The sequence below is a fragment of the Paenibacillus wenxiniae genome, assembly GCF_039822605.1.
In the GTDB taxonomy this organism is placed as follows: Bacteria; Bacillota; Bacilli; order Paenibacillales; family Paenibacillaceae; genus Saccharibacillus; species Saccharibacillus wenxiniae.
The window spans coordinates 34,515-60,543 of record NZ_JBCGUH010000022.1 but is presented as its reverse complement, the minus strand read 5'-3'; the positions used below and the strand labels follow the sequence as shown (position 1 = coordinate 60,543).

The following is a 26,029-nucleotide window of genomic DNA, read 5'->3' as shown; positions in this document are numbered from 1 at the left end:
CGAACACGACCGTTAAGCCCTCCAGCGCCAATGGTACTTGGACCGCAGGGTCCTGGGAGAGTAGGACGTCGCCAAGCCAATGAAAGAGAGACACGATCTGTATAGATCGTGTCTTTTTTGTTATGGATTTTTGGTATAATTTGTTGGCACGGTTGTCTGGGTAGGGCTGTTTTTAGTCTAGTTGTCTTAATATCATTAGAGACGTCTTTAGAGGGAGACGGTTTGTTGAAGAAGAATACGGGGTAGGGTTATATAAGATCTGATTTATACGTTTGATATATGGATGTTTAGTTGGTTATTTAGAGAGATAAAGGGATTCCTAAACGTTCCTATTTATCTTATGTATTTTGACTCTCCTTATAGTGATCTGCCTTTTCTTCTTTCATTTGGTTGATTCTTTCTCGAAGAGAGGACATTTTATTATCTAAGCAGGCATATTTTTCATAGATAATGGATGTATTCTTGTACTATTGTGTTTTATATAACCTATACGTATAGTTAGTGGGACTACTATGTGAGTAAGAATAGCATATTGAGCTTGGCATACATGAATAATATATTGATCATCATAACAGCATGAATGAATGGTATAGTGATCATAAGGTGAGTTGAAGTCTGCGTATAGAATGAGATTGAAGATTTGTATACGTTTACAATTTCAATCATACAAGGAGGTTATATAATGAGCAGCATACATAGTAAGGATACACTACAGCAGAATACACTACACCAGAATACACCAGACAAGGATACACCACGTAAAATTGCTTTAATTACAGGAGCGAGCAGTACAAGGGATATGGGTACGGCATTTTGCAGAAAATTGGCTTCGGCGGGGGTTGATATCTTTTTTACCTGTTGGAATGCAGATGTGGAATGGCCGGAAGTGTTGCGGCAAGAGATAATTGATCTGGGTGTACGTTGTGCGTATATGGAGATTGATTTGTCGGCTTCGACTGCTGCAATAGAACTTTATGCTGAGGTTATGAAGCAATTGGGACAGCCTACTATTTTGATTAACAATGCTGCGTATAGTACGAACAACGACTATATATCACTTGATGTGAAGGCATTGGATGACCATTATGCTGTAAATATGAGATCGACTTTTCTGCTATGTGCTGAATTTGCACGTGCGTTTGCGAAAGCCGATCTGCCTTACGGCAGAATTATTAATCTCACATCTGGACAGGATTTGGCGCCTATGCCTGGTGAATTAGCTTATGTAGCGACAAAAGGGGCTATTTCTGCCTTTACACGCTCATTGTCTCGTGAGCTAGCGCCTTTGAGGATTACAGTGAATGCGGTAAATCCTGGGCCGACGGATTCGACATGGATGAATGATGAGGTGCGGGAATATCTTTTGCCTCAATTTCCAATGGGACGGATCGGAACACCGAATGATGCGGCACGTTTGGTAGCCTTTTTAGCGAGTGAAGAAGCTGAGTGGATTACAGGTCAGATTATGAACTCCGAAGGTGGATTTATACGATAGTTGTTTTGAATAGGTGTATGACAAAGTGTTACTGATGAATGGAAAAGAAAGCACTACGAAGTAATACGAAGCAGTACGAAGCAGTACGAAGCAGTACGAAACAATACAAAGAAATACAAAGAAATACAAAGAAATACAAATAAATACAAAAAGCTGACCTTGAATGTAGAGGTCAGCTTTTTAATTTTGATAATACTATATTTTATAATGATATAGTTCTGTAGTTACTGGATGTGGTTTGATCTTACTTACTATCGATTTTTAGAGGTTGACTATTCATTTAGTATATTCACTAACGATAGTAATATGTTTACCATCTTAAAGACGCTTTTTGTTTTTATCAAAATGGGCTGAGTTTTGCTATAGCTATTGTTCAACTCACATCTGAAAAAAGAAAGATTCGTGTAACTTTAGCTTGAGGGAGAATAGAATGTCCTGTTTTGGATTTGCATTTTAGGTTTGCACTTTGGGTTTGTATTTTCGATTTACCTTTTAGAATTACCTTTTAAATTTATAGTTCAGGTTTGCGTTTATAGTTATAGTTATGTTTACGTGCACTTACTCTGATTACTATATTTCGCCTCAGTCAAGTCATTCGGTCGCCTTCGCTAATCACGGATCAACTAATGTAGTAGGATACATCTTCCTTGCTTAGTTTAACCATACCGTCTTTGCGCTGTCGGAACAGGCGAAGCAAGATGAGCAGGCGAGGCAAGCATAACCAGACATGCCAGACGACGAGCGAAACGGAAAAGGAAACAGGTAGCCACATGAATAATACAGCCGTAAAACATAATCCGATCCATGTTGTATGCAACAGCACACGTCGGAATGTGGAATAGCTCATATGTTGATCAGGCAAGTAGCCGATCCAGGGATACTGAAATTGGAAACGCCATTTTTTGCGTAGATGGTTGACGGTCATAATTAAGACGGAGCGTGAGATGACGAATTGAATCCAGAGTACCAGTGGGAATGATAATAGCCAGAAGCCGATACTTTCCCATGAAAAGAAGTAAACTTCCGCTACAAGTGCGATGAGAGGCAGAAGGAGATACGTCCAAAACCAGAGTCGAGTAATATTCCATTTTTTGATCAGCTTGTATTGGTAGAAAGTTGCATTTTGTTGCGGCTCTACTGCCATAGAGGAGGGGCCACCTTTCCGATGAATGATGAAATACATATGGCATATGTGCAGTATTGCAGTGAGCCATGAATGGAGCTTAGAGGTATGTATAAAATCGTTTGCATATAACTGTGTGCGTAAGAGAACAGTATCCCTTATGTATATCGGTTTTTGACATGGTATAGAAGAGGAACTTTAGAACCATTTCTGTTCGGACTGTGATTGCATTCATACGTTCAGGCAGATATATGCAGACATTTAGCGATAGAGTGGTTATTTTAGGGATGTGAGATTAATGACGGATACATTAAAATAAACACTTACACATTAACTATAGTTGCATAGATCAATATGAATTGTATAGTACGCCATCGTTCAATTGCGGCTCTGTTATAATTATAATAAGGATACGATGTAATCTACAATAAATTTATGTGAATAATAACAGGAGTATTATGAATAATAATAAATTTAATCAGCAACTACCGTCTTCTGAGCACCGGTATGACTCTGATTCTATCCAATGTGGCGTGCGTGCGCCTTTATACGAGCGGCTTATTCAATACGCTCAATCTGGTGATCGAAGCTATCATGTGCCCGGACATAAAAATGGAGCAGCCTATGAATTGCCGATCCAGCATGCAATGAACACTCTGTCTATGGATTATATACGAGAATTGTTACGTTTGGATGTGACGGAAATTGAAGGTACGGATGATCTGCACCATCCTGAGGGTGTAATTCAGGAGGGGCAGAAGCTTGCCGCACGCTGTTTTGGAGCAGAAGAAACGTACTGGCTTGTTGGAGGTAGTACATCCGGTAATCTTGCTTTACTATTATCTGTCTGTCAGCAGCCCGGCGATCTGATTATTGTACAGCGTAATGTACATAAATCGGTTATTCATGGCTTAATGCTGGCAGGAGCACAGGCGGTGTTTTTGACACCGGAGATGGATGAGAAGAGCGGACTTGCTGTCGTTCCATCAACAATGACCGTTCAGCAGGCAGTAGAACGCTATCCGCAGGCACGTGCTGTGCTATTAACGTCGCCTAATTATTATGGCATGGGTCGTGATCTATCCGCTATTGCTGAATATTGTCATGAGCAGGGGATTCCTTTACTGGTGGATGAAGCACATGGAGCACATTATGGACATCATCCTCGCTTTCCACAGAGTGCCCTATCGGCTGGAGCAGACGGCGTTGTACAGTCTACCCATAAAATGCTGTCTGCGATGACGATGGGGGCGATGTTACATGTACAGGGAAAACTGCTGGACCGCGAACTTGTCCGACAGCGTCTCGCGATGATTCAAAGCTCCAGTCCATCTTATCCGATTATGGCTTCACTTGATCTGAGCCGTTACTGGCTGGATGCTGTGGGCAGTGATCTATTCGAGCAGGGATTGGCTGCTCGTGATTATGTAGTGGAGCATATGGCGTCGATTGGGAGTCATTTTCCTTCATTACATGGGGAAGTTGACTTGAATGAACAGATGAATGGAAATTCTGATTATAATGCTATGCGTGCGATTGATCCGATAGGTGCGATAGGTGCGATAGGTGCGATAGGTGCGATGAGTGAAAATGCTGCTAGGAAACGTTTTGCGATTGTAAATGAGGAATGTACGGAATCATTTGTGTCTGCGCTTACGGATGGTTTGGACACATATAAAAAAGATTTTAAAGATGAGATCATATTGGACGAATCCCGACATGATCCATTGCATGAACAGATCGATAGAAAGATCGGTAAAACTATAGCTCAAAAAGTAGCTCAAAAAGTAGCTCAAAAAGTAGATCAAAAGATAGATCAAAAGATAGATCAAAAGATAGATCAAAAGATAGACCAAGATCCGTTTAAAGTTGTGCTGTATGATCGTACCGGATATTTATCCGGGCAGCAATTGCAGCAGCAGCTTGAACGATATGGTTGTATACCGGAGATGAGTGACGAACGCTATGTCGTGCTGGTGTTCAGTCTCGGCTCGCAGATGGAGGATGCAACCCGTTTGCTGGATGCATTGCGGGCTATTGCTGCGGATACAGCAGTCGACGCCTATAAGTATGTACAATCGAATCACTTATCCCGGTCAAAAATAGCACAACCTTCGGTGAGCTGGTCAGAATCGCAATCGGATGCTGTTGCTTCGGGTAGTTCCGATTTTACTAGAGTAGACAACCTGGAATACAGCCAGGCAGGCTCACTCGTATCGGAGCCTGTACCTTTTCAATTAAAACCGGTCGCACAGCAACAGATCGAATCGATTCCACTAGAGCAGGCGGCAGGACGGGTATGCGCGGAGATGGTTATCCCTTATCCGCCGGGCATTCCGGTGCTGTATGCGGGAGAAATCATCAGTGCTGACGTGCATACACGCCTATTACAAGTGCGTCAGCATCGTATGAAAATACAAGGCGCTGCCGATGCTTCGCTGGAATCGATCCGTGTCTATCGCGGTGATATCCATCGCGCAACTGCACCTGATGTGTCATAATCAAAGTATGTGATAACGTATGTGATTGTGATGGTATGCGTCTAGCCTATGAACATGGGTACGAAGATTAGGGAACACTATACAATGATATAGGGTTGATTATGTATAGAAAGCAGGAATGAAGGTATGACAGCAAAAGGATTATTTATCGCGATTGAAGGGATGGATGGGAGCGGCAAAACAAGTCAACTACAGCAAATTGTTCAATATTTAAACGAACGTCAAATCCCCTTTTTATCGACACGAGAACCAGGCGGCATTCCGGTATCGGAGCAGATTCGCAGTGTCATTCTCAATGTGGATAATCAGATGAGCGGACTGACGGAATGTCTGCTGTATGCAAGTGCACGACGTGAGCATCTGATGCAAAAGGTACTGCCAGCGCTGGAGGCAGGTCAGTTGGTCATCTGTGATCGGTATGTAATGTCATCGCTGGCGTATCAGGGGCATGGGCGCCAATTGGGTAAAGCAGTGCTCGATATTAATCGGATGGCGATTGAGATAGAAGGCAAAGAATACTGGGCAGATATGAATCTGTATATCGAAGTGAAGCCAGAGGTCGGTTTGCAGCGCATTATGGCGAAAACGACCGATCGCGAGATCAATCGTCTGGATCTGGAAGCGATCGATTTCCATCACCGTGTTTATGATGGTTACCAGGCGTTGATTGCTGAATACCCGGAACGTTTTACGATTATCAATGGGGAACAGTCTCCAGAAGCGGTATTTGCAGATCTTCGCGAGCAGCTGGATCATTTGATCGATGGCTGGTTATCCCAATCCTCAACAACAGAGTGAGTTAGCAGGCTGAATTAGGGTAATATAGAGTAAGATCATTGGTCAAGAAAAGACCAGCTTTTATAGCATAGTATGTTGGAAGTTGGGCGTATGTACTTCAATTATATAATGTGAGCAACAAGGGAAGAAGACGATTCATGTTACGAGTGATCTGCTAACAAGAGTTTTCATAGAAAGTAATTTTGCGAAGCAAAATATGTTACTGATTGTAGTGACTTCATCTCCGTATTCCTTCCCAGCTTGTAGGATGCTCACACCTAAGTTTACGTATCCCCATTTCAATATTGTTCCATTAACACCAACGCAATTAGAGGATATTTCACGGGTTATGTCAAATAAGAAATAGAGGCATTGGTTGAATTTTGCTAAAGGAGGCTATAACGATGAAACTAATTATAGCGATCGTGCAGGATAAAGACAGCAATCGTCTGTCCGGAGAACTGGTAAAAGCCAATTTCCGTGCGACCAAGCTGGCAAGTACAGGCGGATTTCTACGTGCCGGTAATACCACATTCATGATTGGTGTGGATGATAGCCAGATCGAAGCGGTTCTGGAAGTCATTCGCAACAGCTGCAAAATTCGTGAGCAGCTCGTTACACCAGTAACACCAATGAGTGGAACGACCGATTCGTATTTGCCATTGCCAGTCGAAGTACAGGTGGGTGGAGCTACGGTATTCGTAATGCCTGTTGAACGCTTCGAGCATTTCTAAGTCAAGCTTCACGATAGCTGTCAGGCTATTCGCTGGTCGGTGAGACAGATGCTGTGCGACTCAAACGATTGCTAATATCAATATGTACGAGTGGCACAGCATAAGCCCCGGCGAAAAAGTGAGACGAGTTTGTAATTTGATGAATCAAATCGCTGATTTAATAGTATAATAGAATGAACCGAAGGATCGGGTACCATTATGGGACCGGTCCATCTTTATTATAGAGCAGTAAAATAGATAAAATTTGAAGAATAGAGCGGATTTTTTTATTTTCCTATTCGCAAAACCTTCATTTTGAACGATACTGATTATAGAGGCTTTTACAGATTGATGATAGAACAGATCAATAATAGATTAGGGAACGTTTCGTTTGCAGCGTTCGGTTCCTATTGTGCTGCTCGGTTGACTCCCATGATTAGCATGCCCTGTAGAGCAAGTCGATGATGGCGAGTATCAGTATATAGATTCGGTATATGGAGAGGAAGATCATAATGAAAATCAATCCCGGTTATCCTCCGTTAAAAAGTAATTCGGTCATGTCGGAGACGCCAGCCAAAGTCGTGCAGCAAAAGAACTTCTCGGATGTGCTGCAAAACCACGGTAGTCAGGCGACGCATGACGAAATTCAGCGTCAATTCAAAGCGATTCAGCTTCAAGGCGATCGTCTTGCGAAATCGATGACACTGCGTGAGCTGAAAGCTTACCAGATGCTGGTGAAGCGCTTTTTGGAGGATACGGTACGCCGCGGAGTGAAGCTAAAAGATACGCAAAGCTTTGACCGTCGTGGACGCAGTCGCAAATACAAGCTGCTGGATGAAGTCGATTCCGCGCTGCTTGGTATGGCTGAAGAGCTGCTCAGCAGTGAGGAAGGCCGCATTGAACTGCTGCAACGCATGGGCGAGATTCGCGGTATGCTGGTCAATTTGCTGTATTAAGTGCTTCAGAATGAAGGAGGCAGTATGTCTTTTCAAGAAATTATAGGGCAGGAAACTGCCAAAAAAGTGTTACAAAATGGGCTTCGTCAGCAAAAAATATCCCATGCCTATCTGTTTCATGGACCGGCAGGTAGTGGGCAATTGAAGATGGCACTTCACTTTGCCAAAGCACTCGTCTGTCTGGAAAAGGGCGAGGATGCGTGCGGTCATTGCATTGAGTGCCGGAAGATGGAGCATGGCAATCATCCGGATTTTTTGCTGGTAGAGCCGGATGGCAGCTCGATCAAAATCGATCAGATCCGCGAGCTACAGCGGATTTTTTCATATCGTTCGGAAGCGGGGAACCGCAAAATCTACATTATTCAAGATGCCGACAAAATGACGGTGCAAGCCGCTAACAGTCTGCTGAAATTTTTGGAAGAACCGCCAGCTCCTGCGGTTGCGATGCTGCTGACAGATAATGTACAGTCGATTTTGCCAACGATTCGTTCGCGGACGCAGCCGGTGCTGTTTACCGCTGTCGATCCGAAGCAAATGATTCAGCTACTGGCGGATGAAAATTACCCGTTACCGCTTGTTCGCTGTGCGGTTCATCTCGTTTCTGACCCGGAAGAATGCCGGAAGCTGCTCGCCGAGAATTGGTTTGCAGAAATTAGAAACGTAGTGTTACAATTAGGGAAGGAGTCTGCCTCCAGGGGCAGTATGAGCCTGATTACCGCACAACAGAAGATATTTAAAGGCGGACTGGGTGATCATGTGGATCAGGTATTTGACCTTTTTCATTTATGGTTCAAAGATCTGATTTATATTCAGATTGGCCAGAACGAAAGTATCGTTTTTATAGATCAGTTAGAGTCTCTCTCCAAGGTGGCTCACACCCGCAGCATGCAACATTGGATTTCCTGTATGGCGCTTGCTGCCGAATGCAAGAAAATGCTCCGCTCGAACGTGAACGGGCAGTTATGTATGGAGCAATTTCTCATCGGGGTAAGCGGCTAAGGTATAGAAGCAACTTCTATATAGGACGGACAGTATACATCAAGCGGAAGAACATCGAATGAAAGAGCAATGACTTTTTCGAAATACGCCATGTCCGTGCAAATCCGGTGTGTACGCAAGCTTTTCTGCCTGTTCGAATGAATGGCCGTATGTAGCTCAAATATGGGATTTAGACGAATGAGGACAGGAGCTGATTGATAGCGGCTCACTCAAAATTTGCGTATACACCGTAGAAGTTATTGTTTGTATCGTTTTTGCATCCGTAGGAGCGGTATTGGCAAATGAGGAGGCTTTTCTTTTGTATAACGTAGTAGGTGTCCGCTTCAAAAAAGCGGGTAAAATATATTATTTTGATCCGCTCGATTTTGCAATCGATAGCGAAGAGCATGTTATTGTAGAGACGGCAAGAGGTATAGAATATGGCAAGGTCGTCATTGGACGCAAGCAGGTGAAGGAAGACGATGTGGTGCTGCCACTCAAAAAGGTAATCCGCATCGCCGGGCAAGATGATGCACGGATCGTAGAGGAAAACCGGACAGCAGCCAAAAATGCATTTGCGACATGTCTCAAAAAGATCAAAGATCATCAGCTCAAGATGAAACTGGTCGATGTCGAGTATACATTTGATCGCAATAAGATCATTTTCTATTTTACAGCAGAAGGACGCGTCGATTTCCGTGAGCTGGTAAAGGATCTGGCAAGCATTTTCCGTACTCGGATCGAGCTGCGTCAGATCGGTGTGCGTGATGAAGCGAAAATGCTGGGCGGTATTGGCCCATGTGGACGCATTCTGTGCTGCTCATCGTGGTTGGGCGATTTTGAACCGGTATCGATCAAAATGGCCAAAGACCAGAGTCTGTCACTGAATCCGACCAAAATCTCGGGTCTGTGCGGACGTCTGATGTGCTGTCTCAAGTTTGAGCATGACAATTATGAAAGTATAAAGGAAGAACTCCCGGCTGTCGGTAAATTTGTCGTGACCTCGCTCGGTGAAGGCAAGGTTGTAGGCATTAATGCGGGTTCTCGTACGGTACATGTTCAGATCTTCGAAATTAGCAAGGTCAAGGAGCTGCCGTTCGATGAGGTCGTGGTGAAGTAAACCGTCTAAGGCTGCGTTTGAGGTGGAAACTTGGAAAAGAAAAATCTTTTTGAGTATATTCATGAACTGGAGACACAGATGAACCATATGCACGGGGATATGGGAAGGCTCAAGCTGGCAGTGAAGGAACTATTGGAAGAAAACCAGCGCCTGACGATTGAAAATGAACAGCTGCGTCGTGTACTGAAAAAAGAAGTACCTGGCGAGCCGGAGCTGACTAATGCTCAGGCGGTTGAAATACTGGCTGATTCGGATCTGCATAATCATCCGTATCCGGAAGTGGTTGGAGAAGGTTATGACAATCTCGCCCGGCTGTATCATGAAGGATTTCATATCTGCAATGTATACTATGGCCATCTGCGTACGGAAGGCGACTGTCTGTTCTGTCTGTCATTTTTGAACAAATCCGAATAATACGAAACAAAGCCGCAGATGCACCTGGTCTGCGGCTTTATCGATGTAGAGGGGAAACCGGGAAAGTGGAACAAAACAACAAGCATGAGCAGTATTTGGAATGGCTACAGCCTGGCGAGCGGATGGACGATCTGTTGACCCACAGGCTGCATATTATTCAAAGCCCTGAGGTGTTTAGCTTCTCCATGGATGCGGTATTACTGGCACGCTTTATAGCGGTTCCACCACGCGGCAAGGTGATGGATCTGTGCACCGGCAATGGCGTCATTCCGATCTTGCTTAGCACGCGTACCGCGGCGTCTATTGAAGGAGTGGAGATTCAGGAGCGACTGGCGAATATGGCAGAACGCAGCGTAAGGATCAACGAACTACAGTCACAGATTACGATCCGCAATCAGGATCTGAAGGAATTACCGTTACAGGGTGAGCATGGTACGTATGATGCTGTAACGGTGAATCCACCGTATATGCCAATGAACGGGAATGAAGTGAAGCTGAATAGGCATCAGGCGATGGCACGTCATGAGATCGGTTGTACGCTGGAGGACGTGGTGCGCACCGCTGCCGGTCTACTTAAAAATGGCGGTAAGCTGGGAATGGTCCATCGTCCGCATCGTCTGGTCGATATTATGCTTATGATGCGTCAGTATGGCGTAGAGCCGAAACGGATTCGATTTGTTCATCCACGTCGGCACATGGAAGCTAATATGATACTCGTTGAGGGCATGCGCGGTGGCAAGCCGGAAGCGCGTGTACTGCCGCCATTGATCGTTTACAATGACCAGAATGAATATGTGCCGGAAATTATGGATATTTATTACGGGCAAAAGGAGTCGTTATGAGCATACAGGTACAAAAAAGCTTTGCCGCTGCATCAGAGCCATCGCATGAACCAACACCAGGTACATTGTATCTGGTCGCCACCCCGATTGGTAATCTGGAGGATATGACGTACCGCGCGGTACGCACTTTGCAGGAATGTGATATTATCGCTGCCGAGGATACACGGCAAAGCCGCAAGCTTTTGAATCATTTTGAGATTACGCCGCGTAAATTAGTCAGTTATCATGAGCATAACAAGCATAATAGCGGACCAGAGCTGATTCGTTTGATTGCGGAAGGGCAAAATCTGGCGCTAATTAGCGACGCGGGCTTGCCTGCCATTTCGGATCCCGGTCAGGAGCTGGTACAGCTGGCTGTAGAGCAGGGGATTGCGATTGTGCCGATTCCAGGAGCGAATGCGGCGTTGTCCGCGCTGATCGCATCAGGACTGTCGACCAATCGGTTTACCTTTATCGGCTTTCTACCACGTGATCATCGTGGACAAGCAGACATATTACAAGGGGCACGTGCAGCGGAAGGCACGCTGTTATTGTATGAATCTCCGCATCGAATTATCAAAACGTTGCAAGCGATTCTGGAGCATGTCGGTAACCGCCGAATCGTGCTGGCACGTGAATTGACCAAACGGCATGAGGAATGGCTGCGATCTTCAGTCGAAGAAGCGCTGGCATGGCTGGAAGAGCATCCACCACTGGGCGAGTACTGTATCGTGCTGGAAGGACAACCACAGGAAGAAGCGATTGCCGAAGCGAATGAATGGTGGCAAACGTTGTCGATTGCCGAGCATGTTGCGCATTATGAGCAGACCGAGCAGCTATCACGTAAAGATGCCATGAAGCGTGCGGCGAAAGATCGTCAACTGTCGAAGCGTGATATTTATCAGGTATTGCTGGACGAGTAGAGCGCTGGCAGGTGGCTGTGTGACCCACTGACTTTACACCAATGGATGGGGCTTTTCCATGAATGATAGCGAGAGACTTCAGCAGCTGGTATTGCGTGTTCAGAACGAATTGAATCGTATTCCTGAAGATGAATTTAGCGCTAAGGTTCATGTTACGAAATGGTCTAAAAAAGAAATTGTCGGTCATCTATGTGATTCAGCAATGAATAATTATATGCGTTTTGTCAAAATCGCTTTGTCTGAGCATCCGATTCAACTTGAGGGATATCATCAAGTTCGCTGGGTAGAAATTAACGATTATCAAAATAGTTATGATGCCAATCGCATTATTCAGCTCTGGTTCCATCTGAATATGCAGATTTCTAATATTTTGGCACAGATTCCAGAAAACCATTATACAAAAGAAGGTATATTAGCTTCTGGAGAAAAGGTAACATTAGCCTGGCTTGCTAATGATTATATTGAGCATATGATCCATCATTTCCGCCAAATTTTTGGTAATGAACGTATCGAAATGATTTGAGCAGGGTTAACCGCTTTGGCATCTGCGTTTTTTGTATATATTCTGATTTATAAGATACGAGAGAACGGATCGAATCATCGCCAAGCGACCTATATATTATATAGAAGAAACTCGATCAGGATTGCCCATTATGGGCATGGATTAGAGTTGAAAAAAAGGAACTGGAGCGATCGCTCGGGTTCCTTTTTTAGTGCTACATTGGATTAGTATGTGAAAATCGGTATAATGTCAGATAGAGAAAACAATAACAGAAAGCAAAAAAATACCTTTACCCGAACAATGTCGGATAAAGGTTCAAGGAGATATAAAAAGGTTAGAATTAATAAAATTTATGGTGTTCGTTCCATTATAGCTTATTTTAATTATTTTGTCACAGGAACTGGAATTTCGGAGATGCAATCGTTACAAACGATTTTGCCTTTGAAGTACGTTACGTTCTCAGCATTACCGCAGAAGATGCAAGCTGGCTCGTATTTTTTCAGCATGATGCGCTCGCCGTCAACATAAATTTCCAGAGCGTCTTTTTCACCAATACCCAGTGTACGGCGCAGTTCGATCGGAATGACAACGCGGCCCAGCTCGTCTACTTTTCTTACAATACCAGTTGATTTCATCATGATAATCAATCCTCTCAAATGTGTTTTTATAATAGTCGTTAAGTTCGCTTGTTAAATAGAGTTCGTAACGGCTGTTCCCGATCTACAGAAATGAAGTGAGCTATACGATCAGCTACTATACTTCTCTAACTGGTTAATGCCAGGATGCAATTATTGAACAAGCATTCATGTTTTAAATGTCATCTTTCGACAAAGTTCTATCTTTTATGATATTCATAATACCAACGTTTCCCAAATCAGTCAACATAAAAATTGCATGAAATTGCCTATTTCAGCATGAAATTTTAAAAAAATTTCGTTGCTAAGGGGTTTTTGGACATATTTTTACGATATGATAAGTGAATACAGGATTTGTCGATTTGGAAATCATTGCTGATCATATAACGACACTGTTCGACATAATTGACATAATTCTATTTTATACGATTCAAAATACGGGAATCAAGTTTTGCAAAGGAGCGTTATGTATGAAACCGCTACAGCCTTTGGATGAGGAAAAAGTATTCAAGGACCCTGTTCATAATTATATTCACGTCCAGGATCGATTAATCTGGACATTGATCAACACCCCGGAATTTCAGCGACTGCGCCGCATTCGTCAGCTGGGTACATCGTATCTGACGTTTCACGGTGCGGAGCATAGCCGCTTTTCGCATTCGCTCGGTGTATATGAAATTACACGGCGTATCATTTCTCAATTTGAGCGCAGTGGATACGAGGATTGGCCAAGTGAGGAACGTATGGTGGCGCTCTGTGCGGCTTTGCTGCATGATCTGGGGCATGGACCGTTTTCCCATTCTATAGAAGAAGCATTTGAAATGAACCATGAGGAATGGACGTGTCGCATCTTATTAGAAGATACTGAAATTCATCGTGTGCTGGAGGAAGTGGAATCTGGCTTCTCGGAAAAGGTCGCTGCGGTCATTCGTAAAGATTATGAGAAGGCGGTCGTCGTTAATCTGGTGTCCAGTCCACTTGATGCGGATCGGATGGATTATTTGCTACGTGATGCATATTTTACAGGTGTGAATTACGGGACGATCGATATGGATCGCATCATTCGTGTGCTACGCCCGCATAATGGACGTGTCGTCGTCAAAGAATCCGGTATGCACGCGATTGAAGACTATTTGATGTCACGCTATCAGATGTACTGGCAGGTGTATTTCCATCCGGTGACACGCAGCTCGGATATCGTATTGCGTCATATTTTTCAGCGGGCAAAAGAACTGTTCAATAGCGGCTACAATTTCACATTTTTACCACATCCTTTGCCTGCCTTGTTCCGAAATGAATTAAATGTAAAAGAATATTTGCTGCTGGACGAAGCGCTGGTGCAAACGACATTTATGCAGTGGACGCTTGAAAAGGACGAAATTCTCGCTGATGTGTGTACACGCTTTATGGAGCGGCGGTTATATAAATATGTAGAAACCGAATTAATTGACCTGGATATGATCGATCAGATTCGTCATGAATTTGAAGCGGCAGGATTGCATCCACAGTATGATCTGGAAATCGATTTCCCGACCGATTTGCCGTATGATGTTTTCCGTCCGGGTGATCCGAAAAAAGAAAAACAGATTTTGCTGCTGGATCGTCAAAACAAAGTACAGGAAATATCGGAGGTATCCGATATCGTGCGATCGATCAGCGGTATCCATCGTGGCCGGTATCATCTGTATTTTCCACAAGAGAAGCTGGAAAGGGTAAAACACAAGCTGTCACCGCATGTAGCGGACATTTTCGAAGACAAGCTGGGACCTGCTCAAATGGAGTTTGAAATATAAAAAATGTATGAAGCCAATAAAAAAGTTAAATAAGTATTATGCAAAAAAGCGTGTAAAGGAGAATGTACCTTATGTTATTTGATACACATACACATTTGGATTCCAAAGATTTTGATGAGGATCGCAAAGAAGTGATCGAGCGTGCCTACAATAATGGGGTCACTCGAATGGTGAATATCGGATTTGACCGTGAGACGATTCCGACGACGATGCAATTAGTAGAGGAATATGATTTTATTTATGCGGCAGTCGGCTGGCATCCAGTGGAAGCGATCACGATGCAGCCAGGTGATCTGGAATGGATTGCATCTTTATGCAGTCATGAAAAAGTAGTCGCGATCGGTGAAATTGGATTGGATTATCACTGGGATAAATCGCCAAAAGATATTCAACATCGCGTATTGCGGGAACAAATCGGATTGGCACGCGAGCTAAAGATGCCGATTGTCATTCATAATCGGGAAGCGCATGAAGATATTGTTCGGATTTTGCGGGAGGAAAAGGCAAGCGAAGTGGGCGGCATTATGCATGCGTTTTCTGGCAGCTGGGAAACGGCGCAAATGTGCCTCGATATGGGCTTCCATATTTCGTTTGGCGGACCGATCACCTTCAAAAATGCGAAGCAGCCAAAAGAGGTGCTAAAGCAAGTTCCAATGGATCGTTTATTGTTGGAAACAGACTCCCCTTATTTGACTCCACATCCTAATCGTGGGAAAAGAAATGAGTCTGGATATGTGCGTTTGGTCGCAGAGACAGCCGCCGAGCTTAAAGGGGTAAGTCTGGAAGAAATTAGTGAAATTACTACAAAAAATGCGTTGGCATTATTTGGCATTCGGTGAAATCGAGAGCAAAACCACTAAAAAACCGAGCTATTCCGATATATGAATGAATTTTAACGAAAAAATGCAGAAATGTTACAAGTTTTTAACTACTTTTTAAGAAAAACGGAGTTGCCTCTCGCTTTACAGTGAGGTTGTGTTCGGGATATCATTTCATCAGTGATTTAATCTTCGTGTTCATACACGAGATTCCATGATTCGGTCTCGCTGAGTTTCCTACATAGGAGAACGGGGGAACCAACAGCTGTCTTCATTCACTTTAAACCAGCAATACCGGAAGACAGATTGTGTGATTCCTAATACAGGGTCTTTGGGGTGAATTGAGGCTACTTGCGCCATGAGCGAAGGACGTCTCACAGGGTACCAGCTACACGCAGTAGTGCTTATCCGAACCCGACAGCTAACCTCGTAAGCGATGCAGAGGCAACCTCTCATTTTCTAAGTTTCCATTGGACGTACAATGTCGGGAAGCCACGGAAGAGTTGCTCTTGCACTTTTCCCTAGGCTTTTTTGTTTTGTGCAAAAGGAAGTAAGTGAAAAAGAGAAGACCCGGTTTTCACTATCGGGGATCGGTATGCCGCTAGGACTGACCATGGCGCAGGCATCTTTCAACTAGAACGAAGTACCGCAATGCGCTGGTATTTCATCGTGATCATTTTAACGCCTGTGGAAATTCTGATATAGTCGCGTCTATTATACAGTTTCTTTATAGCAAGACGGCGAGACTATGTAAGGAGGACGGAAGAAGTGGGAATTGCTCCTTTCAAAGAAACCCATGGTTCACGCTCATCCAGCATGTCTTACGCGCTGCGTTGGAAGCAAAAAAATCTACGCTCTGTACTGCTCACTTCGCTGGCAGTTGTTGTGGTTATTGCCATGGCACTCTGGCTCATGTACATGCAGGCAAGCAAAAATATTTATGTCGTTATTGATGGCAAAGCTCAAATGGTCGAGACCCATAAGCTACAGCTATCCGATTTGCTGGCTGAACAAAATATTCAAGTAGCACCCCAGGATAAAGTATCAATGTCTATGAACGGAGCAATCCAGGATGGCGACAAGGTATACATTAACCATGCGGTTGCTGTAAATCTTCGCGCTGACGGAGAAATCAAACAGGTGTACACAACAGCCAAAACGGTTGGTAGTGCACTGGATCAGCTTAACATCAAACTCGGTTCCAGAGATAAACTGGACCCCCCTGTCGAAGCAGCCGTGAAGCCGGATATGGACATTCGGGTAACGAGAACCACTTCGATTACAAGCAAACAGGTCGTGGAACTCCCTTACCAAACGATCAAAAAGAACGACGGCGATTTGCTAAAAGGCAAAACCAAAGTTATTCAAGAAGGTCAAAATGGTAAAGTAGTCCAGTATATCGAAAAAGTGTTTGAAGACGGCGAATTCGTCTCCAAGCAAATGGTCAAGAAAAAGACCACCGCTGAAGTGAAAGACAAAATCGTAGCGATTGGTACGAAAAAAGAGGAACCGAAAGCTGTAGTAGTGAGCGAATCGGTTAGCTCGGACTCGTCCAGTTCCGATTCCGACAAAAACTTCTCTTATGCCAAAGTATTAAATAATGTGATGCTGACCGCCTACTCCTCTCAGGAACCAGGGCTGGGTACACGTACTGCATCTGGCACGCGAGTGACAGAAGGACGCACGATTGCTGTAGATCCTAGCGTCATCCCAATGGGATGGTGGGTATACATCGAAGGCATCGGCTACCGCCGTGCGGAAGATACCGGCAGCGCCATTAACGGCAATAAGATTGACGTATATATTGATAGCCTGAGCCAGGCAAGAGCATTCGGACGCAAGACCGGTTATACGGTCTATGTGATCGGTCCGGTAAAGCCGTAAGATCACGGTACAAATCGGTTGCCTGTGCTGGCAGGACTGTTATAGGATATAAGCATTATTAACCACGAGCGTATATGAACCAACCGGAGAAGGGGATGATTCCCCTTCTTTTTGTTTGTTGTTTTGTTATACTAAGGACAATATGAATACGATCGAGGGGAAAAGGGATCTGTATGCCCCCGATCCAGAAGGGAAGCGTACCATCCATTGATTAAAGAAGTCATTGTTGTAGAGGGACGGGATGATACGGTAGCGATCAAGCGTGCAGTGGAAGCCGATACGATCGAAACCGGTGGCTCGGCGATCGGGCCGCACGTTATTCGTCGTGTACGTTTGGCACAGGAGCGCAGAGGCGTTATTATTTTGACCGATCCGGATCATGCCGGAGAGCGGATACGTAAAATCGTCTCGCAAAAGGTTCCGGGCTGTAAGCATGCCTTTATACCGGAAAGCGAAGCGACGCTAAAAGGCGATATCGGTGTGGAAAATGCCTCGCCTGAATCGATTCGAGCTGCTCTGGCGCGTGTGCATACCGAAATGCCAGAAGCAGAAACACTGATCGACTGGGATGATCTGATCACGACCGGACTCGTTATTCATAAACAGGCTGCGGCACGCCGGATGAAAATGGGCAATCTGCTCGGGATCGGTTATGGCAACGGCAAGCAGTTTTATAAACGGCTGCGTATATTTGGGATCACCCGTGAAGAATTCGCGGCAGCACTTTCACAACTTGAAGCGGAGGAACAGCAATCCAATGAATGACAGACACGATATCGCTACGCCGGGACGGACGAAGGAGATTATTAATAAACATGGCTTTTCGTTTAAAAAGAGTCTGGGACAGAACTTTTTGATCGATAGTAATATTTTGAATAAAATTGTCGATGCAGCCGATTTGAATGAACAACGGGGTGCATTAGAAATCGGACCGGGAATCGGTGCATTAACAGAGCGTCTGGCACGTCAGGCGCACAATGTGACCGCGGTGGAGATTGATCAACGCCTGCTGCCCATTTTGCGGGACTCGCTGGGCGCATACGACAATGTGCATGTGCGTCATGGTGATGTGCTTAAGGTGGACTTGCAGGAGCTGTTCCGCGAGGATTTTGCGGAAGTGGAGAAGGTGAGTGTCGTTGCCAATTTGCCGTATTATGTCACCACACCGATTCTGATGAAGCTGCTGGAAGAGAAGCTGCCGCTGGATAATATCGTCGTGATGATTCAGAAGGAAGTGGCACAGCGTATGGCAGCTGCGCCGGGCGGCAAAGATTATGGCAGCTTGAGCATTGCTGTGCAATATTACTGTATACCTGAGCTTGTATGTATCGTGCCGAAAACGGTGTTTATTCCACAGCCTAATGTTGAATCGGCGGTCATTCGCCTGAAGCTACGTGAAGAGCCACCGGTACAAGTACAGGACGAGCAGCATTTCTTCGAGCTGATGCAGGCGTGCTTTGTACAACGCCGTAAAACGATTGCCAACAACTTGAAAACACGCTATTTCAGCGGTAGCGATCGCCAGCAGCTGGAGCAGCTTCTAGCGCAGGCAGGCATCGAGCCATCCCGTCGCGGAGAAACGCTCAGCATCGAAGAATACGGACGTTTGAGTGACGTATTTTTGGCAGCAGGCATTCGATAAAGTTAGCTTTTTAGCATTCCACAAAAAAATCATTGACAAAATAAATTTTGTGTAGCATAATTTAATATTTGATTGACATTTCTTTTCCTTTTTGTTACAATAGGGAGTAGGAAAAGAGGTGGTTGTGAGCATGGCTAACAATGCGCTTACCGAAATCAAACGCAATCTTGATGCTCATGTAGGGCACAAAATTACATTGCGCGCACACGGTGGTCGGAAAAAGACCATTGAACGTACCGGAATTTTGGAAGAAACCTACCCTTCTGTTTTTACTGTTAAGCTTGATGATGAGCATCAAACTTTTGAACGAGTGTCTTACAGCTACGCAGACGTATTAACCGACTCGGTTGAAATCACAGTTTGCGAGGATGATTCCCATACAAGCATCGAGTATGCAGGGAATTGAATAACTGTTTTATGATAAGGCAGTCTTTATCTCCTGCGGGGGTAGAGACTGTTTTGCTTTGTGAATAGACTTTGCAATTCATTTTTTCTATAATTGGAGTATTCGTGGCTATACATAGCTACCTGTAATTTGCGTAGGATAGATGGACAACTGTTCATCACCATAAGCGGATACAGTAACCATAAGAACGGACGGAATGTTGAAGGTGGAGGAACCTCATGAAGCTATATGAAAAAGCGCCAGCCAAAATAAATCTGATGCTGGATGTGCTGCACAAACGCCCGGACGGGTACCACGAGGTAGAGATGATCATGACGATGGTCGATCTCGCCGATCGGTTAACGATTACGGAGTTGCCCGGTCATACGATCAAAATATCCAGTCAGGCTGGTTACATCCCTCTGGATGATAAAAATTTAGCCTATCAGGCTGCGAGTAAGATCAAGGAGCGTTACGGCATTCGCCAGGGCGTGCACATTCATATCGACAAGCAGATTCCGGTTGCCGCCGGCCTAGCAGGAGGTAGCAGCGATGCAGCGGCTGCCCTGCGTGGATTAAATCGACTGTGGAAGCTGGATATTCCTCATGAGGATATGATGGAACTGGGTGCTTCGATTGGCTCAGATGTTCCATTTTGTATTACAGGCGGTACAGCGCTGGCGACAGGGCGTGGCGAACGGCTGACGCCACTGCCAAGCCCGCCGGATTGCTGGGTCATTCTGGCAAAGCCGCCGATCAATGTATCCACAGCTGGCGTCTATGGACGTCTGAGAGCGGATCAGATCAAGCAGCATCCGTCAGCAGCAGCAATGCAGCAGGCGATTGAACAGCAATCGTTTGAAGCGATCTGTAGCGGTCTGGGCAATGTGCTGGAGGATGTGACGCTCAGTCATTATCCAGAGGTACAGCAACTCAAGCAGACGATGCAGCAGCTGGGTGCAGACGGTGTGTTGATGTCGGGTAGCGGGCCAACGGTATTCGGCCTTGTTTCCAAAGAATCGAAGGTAGCACGTATTTACAACGGGCTACGTGGATTTTGCCATGAAGTGTATGCAGTGCGTATGTTAACCTGAGAAGTCCAGGTCGCAATCTTTTTCCAAAAGCCTTCAATGATGGAGGAGACATTTGGAAAAAGATTGCGATTTTCTTTTACAAACACGTACAAAGATGTTATATTCACTTTAATTATTCGGATTTGGGATTTTTTTAGGAGATAAATGTAAATTTTCGTAGATGGTGAGGAGTTAAAGTGAAAAAATTAAAACGGAGCGCGCGTCTGGTGGAGCTGACACAGTATTTGACTTCAAGACCGCACACGCTGATTCCATTAACGACCTTCGCTGACCGGTACGGAGCGGCCAAATCATCGATCAGTGAAGATCTGACCATTATTAAAGAGGTTTTTGAAGAAGAAGGTATTGGTGAGCTTCTGACACTGGCTGGCGCAGCCGGTGGGGTGAAGTACATTCCGCGTCTGTCGAGAGAGAAAGCACTGTCGTTTATGAGCGAGCTGTGCGTGCAAATGGAACAGCCGGATCGTTTGCTGCCAGGTAATTATATTTATATGTCTGATCTGCTCGGTCAGCCGGCTATCCTGAATGAAGTCGGTAAAATTTTTGCGTCCGTCTTTGCCGACACACCGATCGATGTGATCATGACGGTTGAGACAAAAGGAATTCCACTTGCGCATGCTACAGGTACACAGTTGAATTTGCCGGTCGTACTCGTGCGGCGTGATCATCAGATGACTGAAGGATCAGCGGTAAGCATTAACTATGTGTCCGGTTCACATAAAAGTCTGCATACGATGACATTGTCCAGACGCGCGTTGAAAGAAAAGTCGCGCGTACTCATTATCGATGATTTTATGAAAGCAGGCGGCACGATTCAGGGGATGGTCGATCTGCTGGATGAGTTCAATGCGACGGTAGCTGGCGTTGGCGTATTGCTGGAATCCGGAAATGTGGATGTGGAAGATCGTTTGTGGGCAGATTATGTATCGCTCGCTAAATTAACCGAAGTGGATGCTAAAAGTAAGAAAATTACGGTTCAACCGGGGAATTACTTTGAAAATGTGAGTATTTGAATCATTTGACTTATAAATTATATCTTCTAATTGAGAATTGATATCAGTAAATTCGTTTGGATTCGGTAGAAATCGGCAAAAAACAGCCATCCGATAAAAAAATAAACAATTAATTTTCAGAAAAAAGAAGGTGTTTTACTTCCATGTGTGGAAATACACAACCAAGTCTTTATGCAAAAAGGTGGTGAACACACATGGAAATAACGGATGTAAGACTCCGCCGCGTAAATTCCGAAGGTCGGATGAAAGCCATTGCCTCCATCACAATCGATAGTGAATTCGTCGTTCACGACATTCGAGTGATTGATGGTAACAATGGGATGTTTGTCGCGATGCCGAGTAAGCGGACACCGGATGGCGAGTTTCGCGATATCGCGCATCCTATTTCTTCCAGCACACGCGAGAAAATTCAGTCGGCTGTACTAGCTGAATATGAGCGTGCTGGATTGGAAGAAGAAGTTATCGAAGAAGGCGCATAAGCAACACCTTTATACTTATTGGGGTTTAAAAGAAAAGAGAGCCACGGGAGCGAGAGCTGTGGCTCTCTTTTCTTTTTGCGCGGAATACGATATATTCAGTATGGAGTTTTTTTGTAAAACATGAATGGAACGTACACATATACAAGGTTAAAAATGGAATGCAGCGAGCAATATGCACACACTAGCTGGCATAGATGTGCACAGTGTTGTAGCAATCATAATAGATTACATCGATGGAGGGACTATCATTTGAAAAGATTAGCGGTGGTACTAGCGGCAGGCAAAGGAAAGCGCATGAAGTCAAAGCTGTACAAAGTGCTGCATCCTGTATGCGGTAAGCCTATGGTGGGTCATGTACTGGATTCGATCCAGCGGATCGGCTGTGAGCGCAGTGTCGTTATTGTTGGTCATGGCGCGGAAGCGGTGAAAGGTTATCTTGGCGATCGTGCGGAATATGCACTGCAAAGCGAGCAGCTCGGAACAGGACATGCGGTCCGTCAGGCTGAGCCGATGATCGGTAACGAAGAAGGCATTACCATCGTAATCTGTGGCGATACACCGCTCGTTACACCGGAGACACTGGAGAAACTGATTGCCCATCATGAGAGTGAAGGTGCAGCGGTAAGTATTTTGACCGCTTCGATGGAAGATCCGACCGGCTATGGTCGTATTATTCGCGGCGAAGATGGTGGCGTAACGAAGATCGTCGAGCAAAAGGATGGTACACCGGAAGAGCTGTTGACCAAAGAAATCAATACCGGTACGTATTGCTTCGACAACAAGCAGCTGTTTGCAGCGCTGTCCAAAGTGGATAACAACAACGCACAGGGTGAATACTATCTGACCGATTGTATCCGCATTTTGCGTGCAGAAGGCGAGCGCATCGCTGCGTATGAGACGCTGGATCTGACGGAATCGATTGGTGTGAACGATCGCGTAGCATTGTCTGAGGCAGAAGGCTTTATGCGTGAGCGTCTGGCGACAAAGCATATGTTGAACGGGGTAACGATTATCGATAAAGCATCTACGTATATCGGTGCAGACGTAGAGATCGGTTCGGATACGGTGCTGTATCCAGGTACGATGCTGAACGGTCATACCGTTATCGGTGAAGACTGCATCATCGGGCCAAACACCGAGATCGATAACTCGGTCGTGGGCAATGGTACAACGATTCGTCAATCGATTGCTGCGGATGCCAAAGTGGGCAATTCCGTTAATGTAGGTCCGTTTGCTTATCTGCGTCCAGGTACAGAGCTGGCAGATGAAGTGAAAGTCGGTGACTTTGTGGAGCTGAAAAATGCTAAAATCGGTCACGGCTCCAAAGTTCCACATTTGAGCTATGTAGGCGATGCCGAGGTCGGCGCAGGCGTGAATATCGGTTGCGGTGCGATCACAGCCAACTACGATGGCTACAATAAATTCAAAACGATCATCGAAGATGATGTGTTTATCGGTAGCAACTCCAACCTGATTGCACCCGTGCGTATCGGTAAAGGCGCTTATGTCGTTGCCGGTTCGACGATCACAGGCGATGTGAAGGAAAATGATCTGGCGATTGCACGCGCACGTCAGGAAAATAAAGCGGGTTATGCGGATAAAATCCGTGCAAAAGCGAAAGCACTGAAAGATCAAAACAAATAATTGCTGAATCGCGAACAAAATGCCCTATTCGCCGACAAATTATTATATAATATATAGTGCACAATGCTTGTTGAATAGCCGTATCGAACTAATGGCCAAACGCAAATCAAGAGCGAATATAGAGACATAAGCCGAGTTGATGAGCATTCCAATGAACCACCACGGAGGGTTTTAACCATTATGACTTATTGTGATTCCAAATTAAAGATTTTCACTTGTAATTCTAACCCTAAGCTGGCGGGACAAATTGCCGACTACATCGGTATTCCTATGGGCGAATCGCACACAACCAGTTTTAGCGATGGCGAGATTCAGGTAAAGCTGTCCGAGAGCGTACGCGGCTGTCATGTGTACATTATTCAGTCCACCTGTGCTCCGGTCAACGATAACTTGATGGAGCTGCTCGTGATGGTAGACGCGTTGAAGCGTGCTTCTGCGAAAAGTATTAACGTTGTTATTCCATACTATGGTTATGCACGTCAGGACCGTAAAGCCCGTTCACGTGATCCAATCACAGCGAAGCTGGTTGCCAACCTGATCGAAAAAGCAGGTGCTCATCGCGTTATTGCCATGGACTTACACGCGATGCAGATCCAGGGATTCTTTGACATTCCGGTGGATCATCTGCTCGGCGTGCCGATTCTGGCACAATATTTCCGCTCCAAGCAAATCGAGAATCCGGTTGTCGTATCGCCTGACCACGGTGGTGTAGTGCGTGCGCGTAAACTGGCGGATCTGCTAAGTGCGCCACTGGCGATTATCGACAAACGTCGTCCAGAGCCGAACGTGAGCGAAGTGATGAACATTATCGGTAACATTGAAGGCAAAACAGCCATTCTGGTGGACGATATTATCGATACAGCCGGTACGATCGTACTCGGTGCGAATGCACTGATCGAAGGCGGCGTCAAAGAAGTGTATGCTTGCTGTACGCATCCTGTACTGTCTGGCCCAGCGATGGATCGTCTGGAAAATTCACCGCTCAAAGAAGTGATTGTGACCGATACGATTCCAATCACACATCCAAATCCGACCAGCAAGCTCAAAGTGCTGTCGGTCGCGCCGTTGATGGGTGAAGCGATCATTCGTGTCCACGAAGAGCTATCCATCAGCAAACTGTTTGAAATCGAATAATTACCCGGCTATGCAAGAAGGGTTACTTCCTCTGTGAGAGGCAAGTAACCCTTATCGGCGTATGTGCTTAGAATGATCCGGCATGATTAGTAGCCGGGTCTGGAGATGAACGTATGGCGCTGACGATGATACAGCACACGGTTCATCTCGATAAACTGGTGATCATAAGCGGTGATCAGCCCGATATCGACAGGAATGCCATGGCGGTAAACCTGGACAGGCATTTCTTGCCGGAAATGATCATAGAAATGGCGATTTTTCAGCAATTGCTGCCCGAAGGTATACATGCTGATGTCCTCCTTGTGCTGGAATGCAGGCCGGGATGAGGCATCCATCGCGCGGGTGTACCTGTTGAACAATGTAAACCAATTTTAACAAAAAATAAACGTTCCTGCACAGCACATTCGATTTGGATGTTATACTGCCTCCTTTTCTAGCACTAAATAGGTACAAGGTGGCAAGTAGGCACGTAAATAGGTTATAAATAAAGCAAACTGATATTTTACGGAAAAGAGGAACTTACGACGATGAAATGGATTGTTGGGCTGGGGAATCCCGGCTCTGAATATGCCAAGACACGCCACAATGTAGGTTTTATGGCGCTGGATCGGTTAGCGGATCGCCACGGCATTTCCATTAGCCAGAGCAAAAGCAAATCGCTGATTGGCGAAGGTCATATCGGCGGAGTGAAGGTGGTACTGATCAAGCCGATGACGTATATGAATCTGTCCGGTGAAGCGGTACGTGCCTATATGGATTATTATAAAGTAGCATTGGAAGATATGATTGTCGTCTATGATGATATGGATACGGAAACCGGCAAGATTCGTCTGCGCTATAAAGGCAGCGCTGGCGGTCATAATGGGATCAAGTCGATCATTCAGCATACCGGCACACAGGAGTTTGACCGTATTCGTATGGGCGTATCCAGACCCGATCCAGGGCATGCGATCGTCGATTATGTATTGTCGCCATTTCCGAAAAAGGAAAAGGAATTGCTAGATCAAATGATCGAAGCGACCTGTGATGCGATCGAATTTAGTTTAAAACATACGTTTGAGCAGACAATGGCTAAGTTTAATGGGTAATGATATAATAAGAATTGTAAATTTTGCACGATAACTCCATAAGTACCGCCTTCCACGCCTTATTTTCACAGGTGAAGAAGGCGGTTGTTTGTAGGCA

26 protein-coding genes, 1 rRNA gene and 1 riboswitch are annotated in these 26,029 nt (G+C 45.2%); of the genes, 24 read left to right on the top strand and 3 right to left on the bottom strand.

Annotated features, from left to right (window positions below; translation table 11 throughout):
• Positions 1 to 77, top strand: a 5S ribosomal RNA gene (rrf, locus tag AAHF22_RS23985); the annotation flags it as partial.
• A 722-nt stretch (positions 78 to 799) separates the two neighbouring features.
• Positions 800 to 1,495 (top strand): SDR family oxidoreductase, encoded by a 696-nt coding sequence (locus tag AAHF22_RS22495; protein ID WP_371834098.1) that lies wholly within the window; start codon positions 800 to 802, stop codon positions 1,493 to 1,495.
• 619 nt (positions 1,496 to 2,114) lie between these two features.
• On the opposite strand, the gene AAHF22_RS22490 is transcribed toward AAHF22_RS22495, so the two are convergent.
• Positions 2,115 to 2,639: a hypothetical protein gene (locus tag AAHF22_RS22490; protein ID WP_347327228.1), complete on the bottom strand. Its 525-nt coding sequence runs from the start codon at positions 2,637 to 2,639 to the stop codon at positions 2,115 to 2,117.
• A 437-nt stretch (positions 2,640 to 3,076) separates the two neighbouring features.
• Between AAHF22_RS22490 and AAHF22_RS22485 the strand changes: the two genes are divergently transcribed.
• From AAHF22_RS22485 to AAHF22_RS22440, 10 genes are all read left to right on the top strand, one after another.
• Complete coding sequence (locus AAHF22_RS22485; protein WP_347327227.1) at positions 3,077 to 5,119, top strand: aminotransferase class I/II-fold pyridoxal phosphate-dependent enzyme; 2,043 nt, start codon at positions 3,077 to 3,079, stop codon at positions 5,117 to 5,119.
• A gap of 126 nt (positions 5,120 to 5,245) precedes the next feature.
• Entirely contained in the window at positions 5,246 to 5,917 is a 672-nt protein-coding gene (gene tmk / locus AAHF22_RS22480) for a dTMP kinase (protein WP_347327226.1), read from the top strand.
• A gap of 383 nt (positions 5,918 to 6,300) precedes the next feature.
• A complete protein-coding gene (darA, locus tag AAHF22_RS22475) occupies positions 6,301 to 6,630 on the top strand; it encodes a cyclic di-AMP receptor DarA (RefSeq protein ID WP_188778160.1) in 330 nt (109 codons plus the stop codon).
• Positions 6,631 to 7,121: 491 nt separating this feature from the next.
• Positions 7,122 to 7,565: a YaaR family protein gene (locus AAHF22_RS22470; RefSeq protein WP_347327225.1), complete on the top strand. Its 444-nt coding sequence runs from the start codon at positions 7,122 to 7,124 to the stop codon at positions 7,563 to 7,565.
• 24 nt (positions 7,566 to 7,589) lie between these two features.
• Positions 7,590 to 8,564, top strand: coding sequence for a DNA polymerase III subunit delta' (gene holB / locus AAHF22_RS22465; protein ID WP_347327224.1), 975 nt, complete (start codon positions 7,590 to 7,592; stop codon positions 8,562 to 8,564).
• 298 nt (positions 8,565 to 8,862) lie between these two features.
• Entirely contained in the window at positions 8,863 to 9,663 is an 801-nt protein-coding gene (locus AAHF22_RS22460; protein WP_347327223.1) for a PSP1 domain-containing protein, read from the top strand.
• A gap of 30 nt (positions 9,664 to 9,693) precedes the next feature.
• A complete protein-coding gene (gene yabA / locus AAHF22_RS22455) occupies positions 9,694 to 10,077 on the top strand; it encodes a DNA replication initiation control protein YabA (protein WP_347327222.1) in 384 nt (127 codons plus the stop codon).
• A 122-nt stretch (positions 10,078 to 10,199) separates the two neighbouring features.
• Positions 10,200 to 10,919 (top strand): tRNA1(Val) (adenine(37)-N6)-methyltransferase, encoded by a 720-nt coding sequence (locus AAHF22_RS22450; protein WP_347327233.1) that lies wholly within the window; start codon positions 10,200 to 10,202, stop codon positions 10,917 to 10,919.
• A complete protein-coding gene (gene rsmI, locus AAHF22_RS22445; protein WP_347327221.1) occupies positions 10,916 to 11,821 on the top strand; it encodes a 16S rRNA (cytidine(1402)-2'-O)-methyltransferase in 906 nt (301 codons plus the stop codon). Before AAHF22_RS22450 ends, rsmI begins: the two co-directional genes overlap by 4 nt.
• A 58-nt stretch (positions 11,822 to 11,879) precedes the next feature.
• Entirely contained in the window at positions 11,880 to 12,344 is a 465-nt protein-coding gene (locus AAHF22_RS22440) for a DinB family protein (protein ID WP_347327220.1), read from the top strand.
• Between the two features lie 362 nt (positions 12,345 to 12,706).
• On the opposite strand, the gene AAHF22_RS22435 is transcribed toward AAHF22_RS22440, so the two are convergent.
• Positions 12,707 to 12,961 carry an AbrB/MazE/SpoVT family DNA-binding domain-containing protein gene (locus tag AAHF22_RS22435; protein WP_188778153.1) on the bottom strand — a complete coding sequence of 85 codons (255 nt, stop codon included), beginning with the start codon at positions 12,959 to 12,961 and terminating at the stop codon, positions 12,707 to 12,709.
• A gap of 467 nt (positions 12,962 to 13,428) precedes the next feature.
• Between AAHF22_RS22435 and AAHF22_RS22430 the strand changes: the two genes are divergently transcribed.
• The 11 genes from AAHF22_RS22430 (at position 13,429) to AAHF22_RS22380 (ending at position 24,844) form a co-directional block, all read left to right on the top strand.
• The gene (locus tag AAHF22_RS22430) at positions 13,429 to 14,751 is read left to right on the top strand and encodes an HD domain-containing protein (protein WP_347327219.1); all 1,323 of its coding nucleotides are present in this window, start codon (positions 13,429 to 13,431) and stop codon (positions 14,749 to 14,751) included.
• A gap of 71 nt (positions 14,752 to 14,822) precedes the next feature.
• A complete protein-coding gene (locus AAHF22_RS22425; RefSeq protein ID WP_347327218.1) occupies positions 14,823 to 15,590 on the top strand; it encodes a TatD family hydrolase in 768 nt (255 codons plus the stop codon).
• 195 nt (positions 15,591 to 15,785) lie between these two features.
• Positions 15,786 to 16,020, top strand: a riboswitch (cyclic di-AMP (ydaO/yuaA leader).
• Between the two features lie 317 nt (positions 16,021 to 16,337).
• Positions 16,338 to 17,453, top strand: a complete 1,116-nt coding sequence (locus AAHF22_RS22420) for a resuscitation-promoting factor (RefSeq protein WP_347327217.1) — start codon at positions 16,338 to 16,340, stop codon at positions 17,451 to 17,453.
• Positions 17,454 to 17,660: 207 nt separating this feature from the next.
• Positions 17,661 to 18,218 (top strand): ribonuclease M5, encoded by a 558-nt coding sequence (gene rnmV / locus AAHF22_RS22415; RefSeq protein WP_347327216.1) that lies wholly within the window; start codon positions 17,661 to 17,663, stop codon positions 18,216 to 18,218.
• Entirely contained in the window at positions 18,211 to 19,095 is an 885-nt protein-coding gene (rsmA, locus tag AAHF22_RS22410) for a 16S rRNA (adenine(1518)-N(6)/adenine(1519)-N(6))-dimethyltransferase RsmA (protein WP_347327215.1), read from the top strand. Before rnmV ends, rsmA begins: the two co-directional genes overlap by 8 nt.
• A 130-nt stretch (positions 19,096 to 19,225) precedes the next feature.
• Entirely contained in the window at positions 19,226 to 19,501 is a 276-nt protein-coding gene (gene veg / locus AAHF22_RS22405) for a biofilm formation stimulator Veg (protein ID WP_347327214.1), read from the top strand.
• A gap of 218 nt (positions 19,502 to 19,719) precedes the next feature.
• On the top strand, positions 19,720 to 20,574 hold the full coding sequence (ispE, locus tag AAHF22_RS22400) for a 4-(cytidine 5'-diphospho)-2-C-methyl-D-erythritol kinase (protein ID WP_347327213.1): 855 nt from the start codon (positions 19,720 to 19,722) through the stop codon (positions 20,572 to 20,574).
• A gap of 176 nt (positions 20,575 to 20,750) precedes the next feature.
• On the top strand, positions 20,751 to 21,587 hold the full coding sequence (gene purR, locus AAHF22_RS22395) for a pur operon repressor (RefSeq protein ID WP_347327212.1): 837 nt from the start codon (positions 20,751 to 20,753) through the stop codon (positions 21,585 to 21,587).
• Positions 21,588 to 21,781: 194 nt separating this feature from the next.
• Positions 21,782 to 22,066: a septation regulator SpoVG gene (gene spoVG, locus AAHF22_RS22390; RefSeq protein WP_188778136.1), complete on the top strand. Its 285-nt coding sequence runs from the start codon at positions 21,782 to 21,784 to the stop codon at positions 22,064 to 22,066.
• Positions 22,067 to 22,315: 249 nt separating this feature from the next.
• Positions 22,316 to 23,710 carry a bifunctional UDP-N-acetylglucosamine diphosphorylase/glucosamine-1-phosphate N-acetyltransferase GlmU gene (glmU, locus tag AAHF22_RS22385; protein WP_347327211.1) on the top strand — a complete coding sequence of 465 codons (1,395 nt, stop codon included), beginning with the start codon at positions 22,316 to 22,318 and terminating at the stop codon, positions 23,708 to 23,710.
• Between the two features lie 180 nt (positions 23,711 to 23,890).
• Positions 23,891 to 24,844 carry a ribose-phosphate diphosphokinase gene (locus AAHF22_RS22380; RefSeq protein ID WP_347327210.1) on the top strand — a complete coding sequence of 318 codons (954 nt, stop codon included), beginning with the start codon at positions 23,891 to 23,893 and terminating at the stop codon, positions 24,842 to 24,844.
• 86 nt (positions 24,845 to 24,930) lie between these two features.
• Here the strand turns inward: AAHF22_RS22380 and AAHF22_RS22375 are convergent, their stop codons facing one another.
• Positions 24,931 to 25,131, bottom strand: a complete 201-nt coding sequence (locus AAHF22_RS22375; RefSeq protein WP_188778132.1) for a hypothetical protein — start codon at positions 25,129 to 25,131, stop codon at positions 24,931 to 24,933.
• Between the two features lie 240 nt (positions 25,132 to 25,371).
• Here AAHF22_RS22375 and pth point away from each other — a divergent pair, with 240 nt between their 5' ends.
• Entirely contained in the window at positions 25,372 to 25,932 is a 561-nt protein-coding gene (gene pth / locus AAHF22_RS22370) for an aminoacyl-tRNA hydrolase (protein ID WP_347327209.1), read from the top strand.
• The last annotated feature ends 97 nt before the right edge of the window (positions 25,933 to 26,029 follow it).

Coding starts and splice junctions, on each gene's coding strand:
- spoVG (WP_188778136.1), top strand. CDS start 21,782: ATGGAAATAACGGATGTAAGACTCCGCCGCGTAAATTCCGAAGGTCGG.
- AAHF22_RS22495 (WP_371834098.1), top strand. CDS start 800: ATGGGTACGGCATTTTGCAGAAAATTGGCTTCGGCGGGGGTTGATATC.
- AAHF22_RS22435 (WP_188778153.1), bottom strand. CDS start 12,961: ATGATGAAATCAACTGGTATTGTAAGAAAAGTAGACGAGCTGGGCCGC.
- holB (WP_347327224.1), top strand. CDS start 7,590: ATGTCTTTTCAAGAAATTATAGGGCAGGAAACTGCCAAAAAAGTGTTA.
- darA (WP_188778160.1), top strand. CDS start 6,301: ATGAAACTAATTATAGCGATCGTGCAGGATAAAGACAGCAATCGTCTG.
- rsmI (WP_347327221.1), top strand. CDS start 10,916: ATGAGCATACAGGTACAAAAAAGCTTTGCCGCTGCATCAGAGCCATCG.
- tmk (WP_347327226.1), top strand. CDS start 5,246: ATGACAGCAAAAGGATTATTTATCGCGATTGAAGGGATGGATGGGAGC.
- AAHF22_RS22425 (WP_347327218.1), top strand. CDS start 14,823: ATGTTATTTGATACACATACACATTTGGATTCCAAAGATTTTGATGAG.
- veg (WP_347327214.1), top strand. CDS start 19,226: ATGGCTAACAATGCGCTTACCGAAATCAAACGCAATCTTGATGCTCAT.
- AAHF22_RS22375 (WP_188778132.1), bottom strand. CDS start 25,131: ATGTATACCTTCGGGCAGCAATTGCTGAAAAATCGCCATTTCTATGAT.
- AAHF22_RS22490 (WP_347327228.1), bottom strand. CDS start 2,639: ATGGCAGTAGAGCCGCAACAAAATGCAACTTTCTACCAATACAAGCTG.
- rsmA (WP_347327215.1), top strand. CDS start 18,211: ATGAATGACAGACACGATATCGCTACGCCGGGACGGACGAAGGAGATT.
- AAHF22_RS22470 (WP_347327225.1), top strand. CDS start 7,122: ATGAAAATCAATCCCGGTTATCCTCCGTTAAAAAGTAATTCGGTCATG.
- pth (WP_347327209.1), top strand. CDS start 25,372: ATGAAATGGATTGTTGGGCTGGGGAATCCCGGCTCTGAATATGCCAAG.
- AAHF22_RS22380 (WP_347327210.1), top strand. CDS start 23,891: ATGACTTATTGTGATTCCAAATTAAAGATTTTCACTTGTAATTCTAAC.
- AAHF22_RS22430 (WP_347327219.1), top strand. CDS start 13,429: ATGAAACCGCTACAGCCTTTGGATGAGGAAAAAGTATTCAAGGACCCT.
- ispE (WP_347327213.1), top strand. CDS start 19,720: ATGAAGCTATATGAAAAAGCGCCAGCCAAAATAAATCTGATGCTGGAT.
- AAHF22_RS22440 (WP_347327220.1), top strand. CDS start 11,880: ATGAATGATAGCGAGAGACTTCAGCAGCTGGTATTGCGTGTTCAGAAC.
- AAHF22_RS22450 (WP_347327233.1), top strand. CDS start 10,200: ATGGACGATCTGTTGACCCACAGGCTGCATATTATTCAAAGCCCTGAG.
- AAHF22_RS22485 (WP_347327227.1), top strand. CDS start 3,077: ATGAATAATAATAAATTTAATCAGCAACTACCGTCTTCTGAGCACCGG.